This is a genomic window from Lacinutrix algicola, from assembly GCF_001418085.1.
Lineage (GTDB): Bacteria > Bacteroidota > Bacteroidia > Flavobacteriales > Flavobacteriaceae > Lacinutrix > Lacinutrix algicola.
The window spans coordinates 38,959-54,763 of sequence record NZ_LIQH01000028.1 but is presented as its reverse complement, the minus strand read 5'-3'; the positions used below and the strand labels follow the sequence as shown (position 1 = coordinate 54,763).

The following is a 15,805-nucleotide window of genomic DNA, read 5'->3' as shown; positions in this document are numbered from 1 at the left end:
ATTATTTAAATAAAAATTTTAATTGCTGAGCACTATTTTTTCCAAAAATAAAAGATTTAGAGACTTCTTTATCTTTAAAGTTTTTTATTATTTCATTAAAGTTTTTACCTTCAATGTATTCAAGAGTTGGCCATTCTTTTTTATCAAAAGGATGAAAATCTTTATGGTCCATATAATTATCTTTATTTATAGACTTCCAGAATTCAAAAAAGGAATCGACATCAAAATCGATGTTATGTCCCCAATTATCTAATTTAAATTTTAGTTCTTTTTCATCTCTACTCCACGATTGGTGAATTGAGATAAATGGAACATACCATTTTTCTTGATTCTTGTTTTTTCTAGCTCTAGTAAAGTTAGCTTTTGTTGTACCTAAATAATAGTTAGTGTACGTTGGGCAGTATAGAATACCATCCTCAAGAACCTTGTAAACATCTACCATGAAAGAACAAATTTGAACAGGTTTTCTTCCTGTTAATTTTTTTTCGTTTTTTCTTAAATAGGCTGTAAATCCTTCAAAATCTACAAAATATTCATCGGCATCTATTTGAATACAAATACCATCTCCCATTTTATCAGCAAGCATATTTCGCTCTCTGGTGTCATTCTCCATAGCATTAAGAGAAGCATCATAAAAATCGTCTTCGTAAATGGTAATCTTATTATCGGTATCAAATTCTTTAACCCATTCAAAAAAGCTTGGATCTACCGTAAACGTGTTTCCAGACCAAGTTTGTCTATTAATATCTAGTGCCAAAGTAATAGCATTTGTATGCTTGTAAACTAAGGGGATAGAGATTTTTAAAAGCTCATAATCGTATGCTACTAAGAAACCAACGTTTATTTTCATAATTTTTATTAAAGTACGAATATAAATAATTTTAGAATTTGTAAGTTGCAAAAAGTCAATTAATACTTTTTATGCAAACTAAATTAGTAACCGTAGTCATTCCTATTTATAAAACGAATTTAAAGGATTGGGAGCAAATGTCTTTAAACCAGTGTTTTAAGGTTTTAGGAGCATTTGATATTGTTTTTGCACATCCAGAAAATTTAGATGTATCCTCATTAAATGTTGATAACAAAGCGAGAACAGAAGCTTTTCCAGATCATTATTTTAAAACTGTTTTTGGTTATAATAGTTTAATGTTATCTCAAGAGTTTTACCAACGTTTTTTAGATTTTAAATACATGTTAGTCTATCAATTAGACGCTTTTGTTTTTAAAAATGAATTATTAGAATGGTGCGAAAAAGGATACGATTATATTGGAGCACCTTGGATAGCATCGCCAAATACACTATTAAATAAATTTTTAAGCCTATTCGATTCTAAAAAGAAAAAAGAACGCTCTAAAATATTTTTTAAAGTTGGTAATGGTGGGTTTTCATTAAGAAACGTTTCTAAAAGCTATGAAATAGCTAAAGCTTTAAAAGCAGAAATTGAAGTTAATTTAAAACGCGAACAAAACGATTTTTACATAATGGAAGATGTTTTTTGGTCTATAACCGTACCAAAACATTATCCAGATTTTAAAATTCCTGAATATAAAGAAGCCTTAGGTTTTGCTATGGATAGAAAACCAGATTTAGCATTAAAATTAAATAATAATAAATTACCGTTTGGATGTCATGGTTTCGATAAGTCAAAGGTTGAAGCCTTTTGGAAAGATATCTTAGCTTCAAATTATGTAGGTTAGAAATTTGCAATATATTTGTTTAACTTCCAAAAATTAAAGACTTCTATATTTGTTTAGCACATGCGTAAAGTAATAAATTCAACATATACAAAACATACCAAAACTCTAGACGATTTTATATTAAATTATGAGACTAGAGGAGAGGCCTTTGGTAATCAAGACCGAAATAGTCTGCGTCTTTTTAAATTAGAAGACAAAACACTAAATGTAAAGTCTTTTAAAAAACCAAACATTGTAAATAAAGTAGTCTATAAATTCTTTAGAAAAAGTAAAGCGCAGCGTTCTTTTGAATATGCTAATAGGCTAAAAGAATTATCTGTAGGCACGCCAGAACCAGTAGCGTTTTACGAAATTAATTCAGGGATATTATTCGGAAAAAGCTATTATATAAGCGAGCAGTTAAACGACGATATTACGTATCGAGAATTAACATCAGATTTTAATATTCCTAATTATGAAACGATATTAAGAGCCTTTACAAGGTTTACATTCGATTTACACGAAAAAGGAATTAATTTTTTAGATCATTCTCCTGGAAATACATTAATTAAATACAATAACGGAGATTATAAATTTTACTTGGTGGATTTAAATCGAATGAATTTTGAAACCATGACTTTCGAAAAGCGTATTAAAAACTTCGCAAAGCTTACCATTCATAAAAGTATGATTGAAATAATGAGTGATGAGTATGCTAAATTAATTAATGAGGATTACGAAAAAGTATTTAATTTAATGTGGCATGAAACACAAGAGTTTCAAGAGTCTTTTCACAGACGTAGAAGAATAAAGCAAAAAATTAAGTTCTGGAAAAAATACGATTAAGTTCTATTTTTTCTAAGTAACCACAATTTTATATAACGCATAAATACTACATAGCCTTGCACGTAGCCAATGGTTAAGCCTACAACGCCATCGCGAAAACCACTTTGTATAATATAATGTTTTACAAAGCCCCAAAAAGGTTTAATAAAAAAATGATAAGGAGTTAAACGGCCTGTTTTTTTGTCGTAATCTTTAGCTTGCAATGTGGCGTAACGATCCATTTTTTGCATGTAATGGTTAAAGCTACGGTAAGAGTAATGTAAGAATTTTTGTTTTAAGTGTCCAACACTTCCATTAACAATAAGTGCTTCATGTACGTGGCGATTATCGTATTTACAAACATCTCTTTTAAAAAGTCTAATCACACTATCGTTTCTCCAACCGCTATAATTAACGCGCTCTCCCATAAAATGGTTTATGCGTTTTATATTAAAAGCATCGTGTTCAATTTTATCTTGATTTAAAATAGAAAGTACCTCGGTTTTTAATTTTGGAGTAACGCGCTCATCTGCATCAACCAATAAAATCCACTCGTGTTTGGCTTGAGCAATAGCATGGTTCTTTTGAGTACCATAAAAATCAAACTTACGCTGTATAACTTTTGTTGCTAGAGTAGTTGCTTTTTCAAACGTACCATCATCACTAAAACTATCAATAACCAAAATCTCGTCTGCAAAATCTACCGATGCTATAACTGCTTCAATATTATCAATTTCGTTTTTAGTTGGTATTATAGCTGTTAGCTTCTGCATTTAAAGGTTTATAGTTTGTTGTAAAAATACATTTAATTTTTCATCAAAAAAGGCAGGAGAAAATTGTTGGTAAAGCTCCAAAGCTTCTTTTTTCATTTCCTTTTCTGTAGTATTACTATAAATTTCTGGCTTGTAATCTTTTAAATGTACAGAAACGTTTTGTTTATCATCTTCAAAAAGACTCCAATCGTCTTTACTAATCCAAGGTGAAAAAATGGCGAAGGTCTTTATATCTAAAGCTTTTGCCATATTTACAGCACCACCTTCATTACCAATTAAAGCATCGCAATGTTTGGTAATCGCTAGAAATTCACGAAGATTTTTTCCGAAGACATTAAAGAAAATAAGTTTTTGCGTTTCAGGTTTACACAAATCATAAATAGCCCGTGCTTGTTCTTTCTGGTTAGGTATATAATTGAATAATAACTGACCACCAGTTTGTTCTGCAACACGGTCTATAACCTTTGCCATAAAAGCAAAAGGATAGGTTTTGTTAGTGCCACTTCCTAAAACACTAATCATGTAAAGCGGCTTACTAAAATCTATAGCATGGTCTTTTAAAAACTGCTTGCTATTGGCAACCTCTTCGGGAGTTAAATATATTTTTGGTTTCGCTTCGGTAGTTTCAATACCTAGCGGATTTAATAATTGTAAACGGTTTACAATGGCTAAACCAGACTTAGATTCTGTTTTATTAAGCCTTTTAATATTGTGATTGTATACAAACGTAGTATAATGCTTGTAGTAAGAAATTTTTGTTTTTGCACCAGAAAAAAGAGTGATAATATTGCTAGAAATTTTAGAATAAACATCTATTATAACATCATATTTTTTCTGCTTTAAAGCTTTAGCAAATTTTAAAAGCCCAAGTTTGCTATTTTCTTCAGCTTTGGTGAACAGAACAAAATTATCGATGTTTTTATTATTTTCAACAACAGCTAATGTATGAGAATTGATAAGGTAATCTAACTGAGCTTCTGGATATTTTGTACGTAAAGCTTCAAATAATATGCTTGTTGTAAGCACATCACCAATCATTTTTTGTTGAATTACGAGAATCTTCATGCCAATTAGTTATAAGTCTATTGTTGTAAAATACAGACTATAAAGTTAAATTATTATTTATCATACGTTCATTAAACGATTGCACATAAGCCTTAATAAATTTTTCTAAAGACTTAGCTTTCTCAGGTTCTATTGAGAGTAAATTCTTTTTTAATAACGGATCGTTTTTAAAATTATACAATCCTAAAGTTTTAGTGCCGTTAAAGGCTAAATAGTAATCACCATCAATAAGGTGATAAATATTAGCAAGGTAATAAACTACAAAATCTTTATTAGAGGTGTAAGATTTACCATAGCTAATTATTTGTTTTTCAATTCCTAAATAATCTAAAACCGAAGGTAAAATATCAATTTGCTGAAAGTTCTTTTCGTGCGTACCAACTAATTCTTGGTTAGAAGGATCGAAAAATAAAACAGGAATTCTAAACTTACCAACGTTGGTATTATGTAATTCGTTTTTAATTATTGGTGAACTGTGATCGGCGGTAATAACAAAAAAGGTATTCTTGTACCAATCTTCTTTTTTTGCTGCTTCAAAAAAGCGCTTTAAAGCAAAGTCTGAATAAGCAACGGTCTCGTATATTTTAGAATTTCCTTTCGGGAATTTCCCAAGATATTTCTCTGGTATAATATAAGGATTGTGAGACGAAATTGTAAAAGCAGTACTAAAAAATGGCTCTTCAAAAGTTGTTAGTTTTGTATTAAAAAACTGTAGAAACTCTTCGTCAAATATTCCCCATCTACCATCAAAAGCTTCTGGACCGTCATATTCATCTTTTCCATAATAAGCATCGAAACCTGCGACTTTACAATATTGGTCGAAGTTTTGACTGCCATTAAAAGCACCATGAAAAAAGGACGTGTTATAGCCTTCTTCTTTTAAAATTCTAGGTAAACCATTTACTTTGTTTACGGCATAACTAGATGTAATAATAGAATGTTTTAATAAACTAGGTATACTTGTTAAAGTAGACGGTACAGCATCTATAGATAGTTTTCCGTTAGCAAAACCATTTTCAAAATAATAAGATTTTGTTATTAAAGAATCTAAAAAAGGAGTCGCTCCAATCTTCAGGTTTTCTTTTCCAAAACTTTCAAGTATTATTAAAACTACATTCTTTTTATTCGTCTCTTTTTCAGGACTAACATTTACTACTGGGCTAAAAACGGCATCTAATTCCGTCTTCGAAAAATATTTAGGACTACTTAAAGTTTCCTTTTTATTAAACGTTTTTAAAGCGCAAAAAGGAGTATTCAATACTAACGAAGCGTTGTTTAATGCTCCATAACTGCTAGAATCTATAATACGAAGTGGTTTTTTTTGTAAACCTCCTCTTCCTAAAAGTAATAAAAAACCCATTACCAGAATAAAGATAAGCGATTGTTTTGCGTAATCTATTTTAGACTGGTTTATATATAAACCAGGTCGTTTTAAGTTAGGAATAGCTTTATAAAAAGCAAAAGAAAGTATAACACCAAGTAAAGGCAAATACCAAAATTCTAATAAAAAAGAACACATAAGTCCTTTAACTTCCTTTTCCATACCTTGGGCAGTTAACATGCCGTAAGTACTACGTCTCCCAGTAAATTGATAGTAAACAAAGTCTACAAAATTGGTAAGTATAAAGAAAAGGTTTACACCGTAAAATAATATTTTAAGTACTTTTTGATAAATTACACTGTATTTAAACTTGCCAGGAATACAATGTAATAACGCAAAAAGTAAATTAGTATAAGCAATAGCAGAAAGGTCAAACCTTAAGCCTCCAATAAATGAACCTAGAAAAGGCGAATTAAAAGCATTAAAATTAAACCCTAAAAATAGTAATCTACATATTTGGTAAATTATTACAACTAATAAAATACGCTTAGCAAATAGCGTTAGACTTTTATAATAATTTGTCATTTTACTTTAATTAAACAGCCACGTTATACTCACGTAACGCATCATTTAAAGAAGTTTTTTTGTTAGTACTCTCTTTACGCTTTCCAATAATTAAAGCACAAGGTACTTGAAACTCTCCAGCAGGAAACTTTTTAGTATAACTACCAGGGATAACTACAGAGCGTGCAGGCACGCGGCCTTTCATTTCTACAGGCGCATCACCAGTAACATCTATAATTTTAGTACTCATTGTTAAAACAACATTAGCACCTAAAACCGCCTCTTTTTCTACATGTACACCTTCAACAACTATACAACGCGAACCAATAAAAGCACCATCTTCAATAATAACTGGAGCAGCTTGTAAAGGCTCTAAAACACCACCAATACCAACACCACCAGATAAATGTACATTTTTACCAATCTGTGCACAACTACCAACAGTAGCCCAAGTATCTACCATAGTACCCTCATCTACATAAGCACCAATATTTACATAACTAGGCATTAAAATAGTACCTGCAGAAATATAAGCACCATGTCTTGCAACCGCATTTGGTACCACACGGATTCCTTTTTCTTTGTAACCTGTTTTTAATGGAATTTTATCATGATATTCAAAAATACCAACCTCCAATGTTTCCATTTTCTGAATAGGGAAATACAACACAACAGCCTTCTTAACCCATTCGTTTACTTGCCAACCATCGGCAACAGGTTCTGCAACGCGTAAAGTACCTTCATCAAGTAAATCTACCACTTTTCTAATAGCAGTTTGTGTTGCATCTTCTTTTAATAAATCTCGGTTATCCCAAGCGTTTTCAATGGTTTGTTGTAATGCTTTCATTAATTGTGTGTTTTTCATTTCTGTGTTTAAGCAGAATTTATTTCAATAAAGACAGAAATCTAATCTTAAATCTATTTTTAATATTTTTTTTTGGCGTGCCCTAAAGGTCAGGCTGTCACTACTCAATCTTTTTTATTTGTTAATTCCGCTATGCGTAATCAAAAAATAAAAAAGGATTTCAAACAAACCGTTCCATCCTTCACGCAAATATAACCTCTATTTATAATTTGGCATAATATTTATGTATGTAGTATAGAATAACTAAATTTGCATAAAAATTAACAATGGCTCAAATTCTAGCAATAGATTATGGTAAAGTAAGAACAGGATTAGCTGTTACAGACGATATGCAAATTATCGCCTCAGGATTAACTACAGTGCCAACAGGAGAGTTGTTAGATTTTATAAAAAAATATACTAAAAAAGAAAACGTAGAGTTGTTTTTAGTGGGCGAACCCAAACAAATGAACAACGAAGCTAGCGAAAGCGAAGTTTTAATAGCACCTTTTATAAGTAAGCTAAGAACTTTTTTTCCAGATATCCCAGTTAAACGTGTAGACGAGCGTTTTACATCTAAAATGGCAGTACAAACCATGATTGATAGTGGGTTAAAGAAAAAGCAAAGACAAAACAAGGCATTGGTCGATGAGATTAGTGCAACAATAATATTACAAAGTTACCTTTACAATATATAATAATATGGTATTACCAATAGTCGCTTATGGCGATCCAGTTTTAAAAGTAAAAGCGAAAGAAATCGCAAAAGATTATCCTAATTTAAAGGAGTTAATAGTAAACATGCATGAAACTATGCACGGTGCTTTTGGTGTTGGTTTAGCAGCGCCACAAATAGGTTTACCAATACGTATGTTTTTGGTAGATGCATCTCCTTTTGCAGACGATGATATTCTTGATGATCAAGAGCGTGCTTTCTTAGAGACTTTCAAGCACACCTTTATAAATCCTGTTATTCTTGAAGAATCTGGAGACGAGTGGGCTTTTAACGAAGGTTGTTTAAGTATTCCAGACGTTCGCGAAGATGTGTTTAGAAAACCAAACATTAAAGTACAGTTTTTAGACGAAGACTTTAAAAAGCACACTATGGAATTAGATGGTTTAGCAGCAAGAGTGTTTCAACATGAGTACGATCATATAGAAGGTGTGCTGTTTACAGATAAATTATCTAGCCTAAAAAAACGTTTAATAAAAGGAAAGTTACTAAACATTTCTAAAGGGAAAATTGCTGTAGATTACAGAATGAAATTCCCTAACATGAAAAAGAAGCGTTAAAAACTTGCAAAACATAATCGAGTACAAGATATTTGCGCTCCTTAATAAAAAACAAATATGGCATTAGATAAAATATTAGCAATTTCAGGAAAACCAGGTTTATACGAATTAATCACGCAAACCAGAGGTGGATTTATTGCAAAGTCTTTATTAGATAATCGTAAAATTTCTGTTGGAATTCAACAAAACGTTAGTATACTAAGCGAAATAGCTATTTATACTTTAACTGAAGAAGTGCCATTACGCGAGGTTTTAGTTAAAATTAAAACTAAAGAAAATGGTGAGCAAACTTCTGTAAGTCATAAAGAATCTAAAGATAAATTAGAAGAGTATTTTTTCGAGGTGTTACCAGATTACGATGAAGATAGAGTTTATGCAAGCGATATCAAGAAAGTAATACAATGGTATAACATGCTTCAAAAAAATGATTTATTAGATTTAGAAGCTCCTAAAAAATCTGACGAAGAAGAATAGAAATTCTACTTCATTACTATAAATTAAAATCCAGCTTTTTAGCTGGATTTTTTTTGTTTTAAATATCTTTACAAAAACACTTTTTATATGAATTCTAGAGCCAATCAATTAAAAGCATTCGATCGTTTATTAACCATTATGGACGAGCTTCGTGAGCAATGTCCTTGGGATAAGAAACAAACCATGGAAACCTTACGTCACTTAACCATAGAAGAAACCTACGAACTGGGAGATGCTATTTTAGATAATGATTTAGAAGAAGTAAAAAACGAAGTTGGAGACTTACTATTACACCTCGTATTCTATGCGAAAATAGGAAGCGAAACCAACACCTTTGATATTGCAGACGTTTGTAACTCTATTTGCGAAAAACTAATACATAGACATCCACACATTTATGGAGATGTAAAAGTAAAAGACGAAGAAGAGGTGAAGCGTAATTGGGAAAAGCTAAAGCTAAAAGAAGGTAGAACAAGTGTTTTAGAAGGTGTGCCTAAAAGTTTACCCGCATTAGTAAAAGCAAGTAGAATTCAGGATAAAGTAGCAGGAGTTGGTTTCGATTGGGATGAACCAGAACAAGTTTGGGAAAAAGTAGAGGAGGAGCTTGAGGAGTTTAAAGTAGAGGTTGCTAAAAACGATGCAGATGCTATGGAAAGCGAATTTGGAGATGTTTTATTCTCATTAGTTAATTATGCGCGTTATAAAAATATAAACCCTGAAAACGCTTTAGAAAGAACCAACAAAAAATTCACAAAACGATTTCAATACTTAGAATCTAAGGCAAAAATTCTAAACAAAGATTTAAAAGACATGACACTTGCTGAAATGGATGTTTTTTGGGAGGAAGCCAAAAAACTGTAATTAAATATTTTTTTATTAAGCTAAAATTTATGTCTTTTCTCTTCTGTCATAGGCTTTTTGGACTTTTAATATATCATTCTAACTAATAAAACAAAACTTTTTTTACTCTTCGTGATCCAAAAGAGGAATGTCTGCGTATATAATACAAATGGTCTATACCTTTCATAGGAAAATTGGTTAATAGCGTAAACTTTTTAATAGATCATTTTATAAAAAAAAAATTATTTCTAGTAAGCGAAATAGAAATAATTGGTTAGTTTAGTTAGGAGCCAAAATCCTGTTTGATGTATAATCGAGCAGGATTTGGTTTTTATTATATTTTGCATTTACAAAAACAAAATCTGATTAAATACAGTTAGTGAAACTAATCTTAACGAATATTGGGATTTTATTTAGTATTTGAAGATAGTATTTGTTTAACACCTAAGTAGGTTAATAGTATCCCATTTACAAATAGAAACCAGTAGATTACATCAAAATTAGTACCAAATAACCAATGGTTATTTGAGTATTCCATGCTTACACTTATTATGAAAACAAGATTAAAAATAAAATGTAATACTATTGAATAACCTATTTTTTGAGTTTTTAGATAAATCAATCCTAGAATCATTCCAACTATAAAAGAAGGTATTAAATTATTAGGAGTTTCAATATGTATAATTGAAAAGCATAAACTTGAAATTAATAATGATACTAATTTCCCGTTTTTTTGTGCTAATTTTTCTAATAGGAATTTTCTATAAAATAATTCTTCTATTATTGGAGCAATTATAATTAATGAAATTATATTAAAAATAGAAAGGTTTATTGTTTTAGAGTTTCCTCTAAACACTGCGTTTTGAAAGTAATCTGATATTATTAATTCAAAATTCCAAAATGGTCTTAGTGCTAAATTTAATCCAAGTACAATTAACAGTATGTATAAATAAATGTTAGGATTATAATTTTTTAAAATTTGAGTTTTTTTAAAATCAAAATTTGGCTTCCAAAAGAAAACATATATTAATAAAAATGCGCCAACTTTAGATGTAATATCTATTATTCCAAAAGCGGTCGAGTTGTATTCAATTTTATAAAAAAAACCTTTAAAAGGCAATAATATTATTAGTTGAATTGCTACCCAGAAAACAAATATTAAAACTGTGTAGAAAAAAGCTTTTATTATATTCATTTTTTTTTGAAATTATAATGTCAAAAAAATGCTCATCACTAAGGACAAGCATTTGTATATTATATAATGTAAATAAAACCTTATTCTGTAGCGTCAGTATTTTCTTTAGCTTCAGCCTCAGCAGCGGCTTTTTCTTCAGCTTCAGCTTTCGCTTTAGCATTTTCCATAACCTTGATTTTTTTCAGCTTAGCTTTCCAAATTTTTAAAGATTCTGTGTGCTTTTTGATGTTATCGTAAACCGATTTTACAAGCGGATTTTTTTCATCGGCATGTTTAAAAAATAATAAGTTGTTTTCCAACTGATTGATTTCACCATTGATTTCGCTAATTTTCTGACGAATAAAGTTGTATTCATTTTCTAAAGCTCTTTGGTCTTTAGCAGAAGATAAATCTTGAAGTTTGTTTTCAAACTTCATCATTTCAACTTCATTTTTATTCATATCTAAAGCGCCAAATAAAGTGTCTAATGCTTTATTAAAATCACTTTCAATTTTTCTTTTATTTCCAGGAACACGACCAATAGTTTTCCATTTTGCAATGTAATCTTTAATGATAGCTAAATCTGCTTTTTGCTCTCCAGATAGTTTTGTGTCTGTAACAGTCTTTAAAAAAGTTTCTTTTTCAGTGTATGCTTTTTCCTCTTCAGCACTAGCTTCATTTCTTTTGGCATGAATACGATCGAAATAATGGTTACATGCAGCTCTAAATTTCTTCCAAATTTTATCGCTATCCTTTCTTGGTACATGACCAATTTTTTTCCAATCGCCTTGTATTTTTTTCATTAACTGCGTTGTAGCTTCAAAATCGTCACTGTCTTTATTGGCTTCGGCAATTTTAATTAAATCTAGTTTTTTATCAAGGTTATCGTATTGGTCTTTCTTTAGACTCTTGTAATACGAGTTCTTTTTGTGGTTAAATTCGCGCACAGCAACTTTAAATTTAGTCCAAGTTGCCTCGTTAACTTTAAGTGGTACTTTACCAGCTTTAAAAAATTCTTCACGAAGCATTTCTACTTCTTTTATCTTTTTTTGCCAATCTTTATGCGAGTTTCCTGGATCATTGGTTTTTTCTTCAATAATTGCAATAATACCATGTTTAAACTCTAAATTCTTCTCGTAAAGGCTATCTAAGTGGTTGTAATATTCTTGACGTTTATCATTAATAATCTTTGTAGCTTCTTTAAAGCGATCCCAAATAGGTTCTCTATGTTCTCTTGCAACTGGACCTAACTCTTCTTTCCACATTTTGTGTAAAGCTTGTAGTTCTCTAAATGCACGATTGTTATTTTCTTCTTTTGCTAATTCTTCGGCACGCTCAATAATTTTGGTCTTCTTTTCAAGATTGTGTTCAAAATCTTTATCGCGTAAATCTCTATCTAAGTGTAATAAATCGTAAAAACGTTCTACATTAAAATGGTAGCTATTCCAAGCATTATTATACTTGTCTCTAGGTATAGAACCTGCAGCTTTCCATTGGTCTTGTAGTTCTTTAAATTGCTTATACTTTGTGTTCATAGTTTCGTCAAGGTCCGTAAGGGCCTTAATGTCTTCTATAATTTGAAGTCTCGTAGATAAATTATCTTTTAAGCCTTTTTCTAGACTTTTAAAGTGTGCTTTTATTTTTTGACGATATTCTTTGTAAGCATCATTAAAGCTACGTTTTAATGGTGTTGTGTAATGAAAATCTATTTCGTTACCACCTTGGTCTAAAAACTCTTGTTTTTTCTCTTCTACAAGGACATTGAATTTTTCGTTAAATTCATTCTTTATAGCTTCTACATGCTTTTTTATGGCTTGTACTTTTTGGTTTTCAACCAGTTTTTCTAGCTCGATAACTAAAGCATCTAAAGACATTTCACTGTAGTCTTTATCTTCGATATTGTGACGCTCACTTACACCTTCGTCTTCTGCATCTTCTGCATTAGAGTCGTCAATCTCGTTAATTACATCATCTTCAGTACTCTTTTTTTGAGCCTCTTGTGAGTTTGTTGTTTGTTCAACTACTTCTTCAGTTGTTGTTTCAACGTTCTCATTAGATGTGTTTTCTTGTGCTTTTTTTTCTTCGTTTCCGTCTGCGTTATGCAGGTTATCTTGCTCTGACATTTTATAAAATGTTATTTGTTAAATATAATTTAGACTTTAAAGATACTAAAACTTGAGTTTTAATATGGCTTTCAAATTGTTTTTTGGTTAAAATGCTATTTTTTACTTGTTCCAAATTTCCCAAGATTTCTCAGCTTGGAATTCTAACATTCTTTGACCATTGATAATTGTTGCGTTTCTTATTTTTCCAATAGTTAAAAATTTTGTCTCGCTAGGATTGTAAATTAAATCGAATAGAATGTGTTTCTTTGAGATAAAATCGTAAGGAATATCTGGACAGATGTTAATGTTTGGATATGTTCCTAATGGCGTGCAGTTTATTATTATTTGATGTTTTGTAATAATTTTTTCTGAAAGCTCTGCATAAGAAATTTCATCTTCCTTTGATGGGTTTCTTGAAACAAATAAATATTTAATGTTTAACGTCTTTAAAGCATAGGCAATGGCTTTGCTTGCACCGCCAGTACCAAGGATAAGTGCTTTTTTGTGATGTGATTTTAAATGAGGTTTTATTGTGTTTTTAAATCCGTAAAAATCTGTATTGTAGCCAGTTAGTTTTCCTTTTTTACTTATTTTAATAGTGTTTACTGCACCAATAGCTTTTGCTTTTTTATTTAATTTATCTAAAAAAGGCATGATACTTTCCTTATAAGGTATAGTAACGTTAAAGCCTTTTATATTGTTTTCTTGTTTTAATTTTGATTGAAATAAAGTAATGTTGTCTAGATCAAAATTCTCATATGTTGTCTTTTTTATGTTTTCAGTTTCAAATTTATTTTTAAAATAGTTTTTTGAAAATGAATAAGAGATATCTTTACCTATTAATCCAAATCTACGCATATATTTTTTTTGTTTTTCTGCCGTACCATTCTAAACCTAAAACGATAATAATGCCTATAATAATATAAAATATAGCAATAAAAGTTTCGATATTATGTTCTGGAATATAACGGTAATAATTTTCTATAATATGTTTTCCGCGAGTATCTAAAATTTCGCTGCCAAAGCTATTAGTTTTAAAAATAGTTTCTTTCCATGGCCAAACAACACCTAGCGATCCTATAATAAACCCAATAATTGATGCTGTTGTAACGCTTTTGTAATGTTTTAAAATATAACTTAGTACATGCGAGAATGTAACGAGTCCAACAACAGAACCTAAAGTAAAAACACCAAGTACTTGTAGCATTCTTATGCGTTCTATATTTGCAGTAAAGCTAAAATCTCCTATAATAACTTCGGAAAAAGTATCAAAAAGCGCATTTACAGAGTCTACTAAAAGTAACACATAATTACCTAAAAGAATTAAGATGAAGGAACCCGAAAAACCAGGTAACGTCATCCCGGAAACACTAATAATTCCACAAATAAATACAAACCAAAGATTATCATTTTCCATTGCTGGATCTAGAAAACTGATGCTAATACCTATAATTGCTCCAATAATTAGTGCTAAATATGTAGTGATTTTCCAGTCTTTAAAATCTTTGCTTATGTAATAAATGGAACCGATAATCATACCAAAGAAAACGCTCCAAACATAGAGTTCATAATGTTTTATAAAGTAATCTAATATTTTAGAAATACTAAAATAACTAACCAACATTCCTAAGAATAATAAGCTTAAAAATCGCCCATTTATATAGTTAAAGAACGCTTTAAATCTACCGTTAAACAATAGTTTAAAAGCAGTGAAGTTTACACGTTTTAGTGAGTGAATAAACTCTTCGTAAAATCCTGCAACAAAAGCAACAACACCTCCAGACACACCAGGAACTTTATTGGCAGCTCCCATTCCTAATCCTTTTAAGATTAAGAAAAGTTTGTCTTTAAATGTTCGCGTGCTTTGCATTATCCTTTTTTAGAACCTATTTTTTCTAAAATAAAAATAGTTAAAAAACCTAATATTATTAATACAATAGATAATCCTAATTGATGGTTTCCTTCAAAATTAAAAGGTGATATACTTTGCTCTATAAAAGGTACTTTTTCTCCATGTGAGTTTGTGCGAAATTCTAGCACTTTTTTCCAAGGCCAAATTTTATTTAAAGAACCAATCATAAATCCAGTTAAAATAGCCAGAGTTAAATTTTTATGGTTTTTAAACATCCAATTTAATATTTTCGAAAACGCTTTAATACCAATAACTGCTCCAACTGAAAGCATTAGAAATTTAATAAAAGCATCTTTGAATAGCTCAAAATTTAAAGTAATTACACTTTGAAGTAAATCGTCTACTGTATTAATAGCTGTTTGGTAGGCTCCTAAGATAAGTAATATAAAAGCACCTGAAATGCCTGGTAATATCATAGCTATTATAGCGATAGCTCCACAAAACAACAAATAAAGGTTACTATCTGGTGAAGCAAAAGGTTCTGCAATTGTAATAAAATAAGATCCAACTGCTGCTAAACTTAATAATAAGATTACTGGAAGATTCCATGATTTAATTTGTTTTCCAATAAATAATATACTTGACAACACTAACCCAAAGAAAAAAGACCATAATAAAATAGGTTCGTTAAATAATAACCATTTTATTGCTTTTGCTAGAGAGAAAATACTAATTGCAATTCCTGAAAACAAAGAGAGTAAAAAATTACCGTTAATTTTATTCCATGCTATTTTAAAACCTTGAGTTTTCCATACTTTAAAAAAACTTAAATTTAAATTATCTATACTTTCTAATAGCTCTTCGTAAATTCCTGAAATAAAAGCGATTGTTCCTCCAGAAACACCAGGAACAACATCTGCTGCTCCCATTGCAATACCTTTAAAGGCGATTATAAAATAGTCTTGAAGTTTTCTTTGCATGCTTTAAATTTTGTGTCA

The 15,805-nt window shown here is 30.2% G+C and carries 16 protein-coding genes; 6 read left to right on the top strand and 10 right to left on the bottom strand.

Features of this window, described 5'->3' with window-relative positions:
• Position 1 precedes the first annotated feature (1 nt).
• Positions 2-850, bottom strand: coding sequence for a hypothetical protein (locus ASC41_RS05015; protein WP_152971421.1), 849 nt, complete (start codon positions 848-850; stop codon positions 2-4).
• 71 nt (positions 851-921) lie between these two features.
• On the opposite strand from ASC41_RS05015, the gene ASC41_RS05010 reads away from it, so the two are divergent.
• Together ASC41_RS05010 and ASC41_RS05005 are read left to right on the top strand one after the other, a co-directional pair.
• Positions 922-1,698, top strand: coding sequence for a DUF5672 family protein (locus ASC41_RS05010; protein WP_055435546.1), 777 nt, complete (start codon positions 922-924; stop codon positions 1,696-1,698).
• A 60-nt stretch (positions 1,699-1,758) separates the two neighbouring features.
• The gene (locus ASC41_RS05005) at positions 1,759-2,523 is read left to right on the top strand and encodes a lipopolysaccharide kinase InaA family protein (protein ID WP_055435545.1); all 765 of its coding nucleotides are present in this window, start codon (positions 1,759-1,761) and stop codon (positions 2,521-2,523) included.
• Here the strand turns inward: ASC41_RS05005 and ASC41_RS05000 are convergent.
• The 4 genes from ASC41_RS05000 to ASC41_RS04985 are packed head-to-tail and all read right to left on the bottom strand — an operon-like array spanning position 2,520 to position 7,072.
• On the bottom strand, positions 2,520-3,275 hold the full coding sequence (locus ASC41_RS05000; protein WP_055435544.1) for a glycosyltransferase family 2 protein: 756 nt from the start codon (positions 3,273-3,275) through the stop codon (positions 2,520-2,522). The genes ASC41_RS05005 and ASC41_RS05000 overlap by 4 nt on opposite strands.
• The gene (locus ASC41_RS04995) at positions 3,276-4,340 is read right to left on the bottom strand and encodes a glycosyltransferase family 9 protein (RefSeq protein WP_055435543.1); all 1,065 of its coding nucleotides are present in this window, start codon (positions 4,338-4,340) and stop codon (positions 3,276-3,278) included.
• A gap of 37 nt (positions 4,341-4,377) precedes the next feature.
• The gene (locus ASC41_RS04990) at positions 4,378-6,246 is read right to left on the bottom strand and encodes an LTA synthase family protein (protein WP_055435542.1); all 1,869 of its coding nucleotides are present in this window, start codon (positions 6,244-6,246) and stop codon (positions 4,378-4,380) included.
• Between the two features lie 10 nt (positions 6,247-6,256).
• Complete coding sequence (locus ASC41_RS04985; protein WP_055435565.1) at positions 6,257-7,072, bottom strand: 2,3,4,5-tetrahydropyridine-2,6-dicarboxylate N-succinyltransferase; 816 nt, start codon at positions 7,070-7,072, stop codon at positions 6,257-6,259.
• Between the two features lie 284 nt (positions 7,073-7,356).
• On the opposite strand from ASC41_RS04985, the gene ruvX reads away from it, so the two are divergent.
• From ruvX to mazG, 4 genes are all read left to right on the top strand, one after another.
• Positions 7,357-7,767: a Holliday junction resolvase RuvX gene (gene ruvX, locus ASC41_RS04980; protein ID WP_055435541.1), complete on the top strand. Its 411-nt coding sequence runs from the start codon at positions 7,357-7,359 to the stop codon at positions 7,765-7,767.
• Positions 7,768-7,771: 4 nt separating this feature from the next.
• Entirely contained in the window at positions 7,772-8,362 is a 591-nt protein-coding gene (def, locus tag ASC41_RS04975) for a peptide deformylase (protein WP_055435540.1), read from the top strand.
• A 57-nt stretch (positions 8,363-8,419) separates the two neighbouring features.
• Complete coding sequence (locus ASC41_RS04970; protein WP_055435539.1) at positions 8,420-8,836, top strand: DUF5606 family protein; 417 nt, start codon at positions 8,420-8,422, stop codon at positions 8,834-8,836.
• Positions 8,837-8,923: 87 nt separating this feature from the next.
• The gene (gene mazG / locus ASC41_RS04965; protein ID WP_055435538.1) at positions 8,924-9,697 is read left to right on the top strand and encodes a nucleoside triphosphate pyrophosphohydrolase; all 774 of its coding nucleotides are present in this window, start codon (positions 8,924-8,926) and stop codon (positions 9,695-9,697) included.
• 388 nt (positions 9,698-10,085) lie between these two features.
• Here the strand turns inward: mazG and ASC41_RS04960 are convergent, their stop codons facing one another.
• The 5 genes from ASC41_RS04960 to ASC41_RS04940 form a co-directional block, all read right to left on the bottom strand.
• Complete coding sequence (locus tag ASC41_RS04960) at positions 10,086-10,871, bottom strand: CPBP family intramembrane glutamic endopeptidase (protein ID WP_055435537.1); 786 nt, start codon at positions 10,869-10,871, stop codon at positions 10,086-10,088.
• Between the two features lie 80 nt (positions 10,872-10,951).
• Complete coding sequence (locus ASC41_RS04955; protein WP_055435536.1) at positions 10,952-12,973, bottom strand: DUF349 domain-containing protein; 2,022 nt, start codon at positions 12,971-12,973, stop codon at positions 10,952-10,954.
• A 102-nt stretch (positions 12,974-13,075) separates the two neighbouring features.
• The gene (locus ASC41_RS04950) at positions 13,076-13,813 is read right to left on the bottom strand and encodes a shikimate dehydrogenase family protein (protein WP_055435535.1); all 738 of its coding nucleotides are present in this window, start codon (positions 13,811-13,813) and stop codon (positions 13,076-13,078) included.
• A complete protein-coding gene (locus ASC41_RS04945; protein ID WP_055435534.1) occupies positions 13,806-14,825 on the bottom strand; it encodes a DUF368 domain-containing protein in 1,020 nt (339 codons plus the stop codon). The genes ASC41_RS04950 and ASC41_RS04945 overlap by 8 nt, the downstream gene beginning before the upstream one ends.
• Positions 14,825-15,787: a DUF368 domain-containing protein gene (locus ASC41_RS04940; RefSeq protein WP_055435533.1), complete on the bottom strand. Its 963-nt coding sequence runs from the start codon at positions 15,785-15,787 to the stop codon at positions 14,825-14,827. The genes ASC41_RS04945 and ASC41_RS04940 overlap by 1 nt, the downstream gene beginning before the upstream one ends.
• Positions 15,788-15,805 lie beyond the last annotated feature (18 nt).

Excerpts from the sequence above, each read along its gene's own strand:
- mazG (WP_055435538.1), top strand. The coding sequence starts at position 8,924 with ATGAATTCTAGAGCCAATCAATTAAAAGCATTCGATCGTTTATTAACC.
- ruvX (WP_055435541.1), top strand. The coding sequence starts at position 7,357 with ATGGCTCAAATTCTAGCAATAGATTATGGTAAAGTAAGAACAGGATTA.
- ASC41_RS05000 (WP_055435544.1), bottom strand. The coding sequence starts at position 3,275 with ATGCAGAAGCTAACAGCTATAATACCAACTAAAAACGAAATTGATAAT.
- ASC41_RS05005 (WP_055435545.1), top strand. The coding sequence starts at position 1,759 with ATGCGTAAAGTAATAAATTCAACATATACAAAACATACCAAAACTCTA.
- ASC41_RS04940 (WP_055435533.1), bottom strand. The coding sequence starts at position 15,787 with ATGCAAAGAAAACTTCAAGACTATTTTATAATCGCCTTTAAAGGTATT.
- def (WP_055435540.1), top strand. The coding sequence starts at position 7,772 with ATGGTATTACCAATAGTCGCTTATGGCGATCCAGTTTTAAAAGTAAAA.
- ASC41_RS04950 (WP_055435535.1), bottom strand. The coding sequence starts at position 13,813 with ATGCGTAGATTTGGATTAATAGGTAAAGATATCTCTTATTCATTTTCA.
- ASC41_RS04995 (WP_055435543.1), bottom strand. The coding sequence starts at position 4,340 with ATGAAGATTCTCGTAATTCAACAAAAAATGATTGGTGATGTGCTTACA.
- ASC41_RS04970 (WP_055435539.1), top strand. The coding sequence starts at position 8,420 with ATGGCATTAGATAAAATATTAGCAATTTCAGGAAAACCAGGTTTATAC.
- ASC41_RS05010 (WP_055435546.1), top strand. The coding sequence starts at position 922 with ATGCAAACTAAATTAGTAACCGTAGTCATTCCTATTTATAAAACGAAT.
- ASC41_RS04990 (WP_055435542.1), bottom strand. The coding sequence starts at position 6,246 with ATGACAAATTATTATAAAAGTCTAACGCTATTTGCTAAGCGTATTTTA.
- ASC41_RS04985 (WP_055435565.1), bottom strand. The coding sequence starts at position 7,072 with ATGAAAGCATTACAACAAACCATTGAAAACGCTTGGGATAACCGAGAT.
- ASC41_RS04955 (WP_055435536.1), bottom strand. The coding sequence starts at position 12,973 with ATGTCAGAGCAAGATAACCTGCATAACGCAGACGGAAACGAAGAAAAA.
- ASC41_RS04945 (WP_055435534.1), bottom strand. The coding sequence starts at position 14,825 with ATGCAAAGCACGCGAACATTTAAAGACAAACTTTTCTTAATCTTAAAA.
- ASC41_RS04960 (WP_055435537.1), bottom strand. The coding sequence starts at position 10,871 with ATGAATATAATAAAAGCTTTTTTCTACACAGTTTTAATATTTGTTTTC.
- ASC41_RS05015 (WP_152971421.1), bottom strand. The coding sequence starts at position 850 with ATGAAAATAAACGTTGGTTTCTTAGTAGCATACGATTATGAGCTTTTA.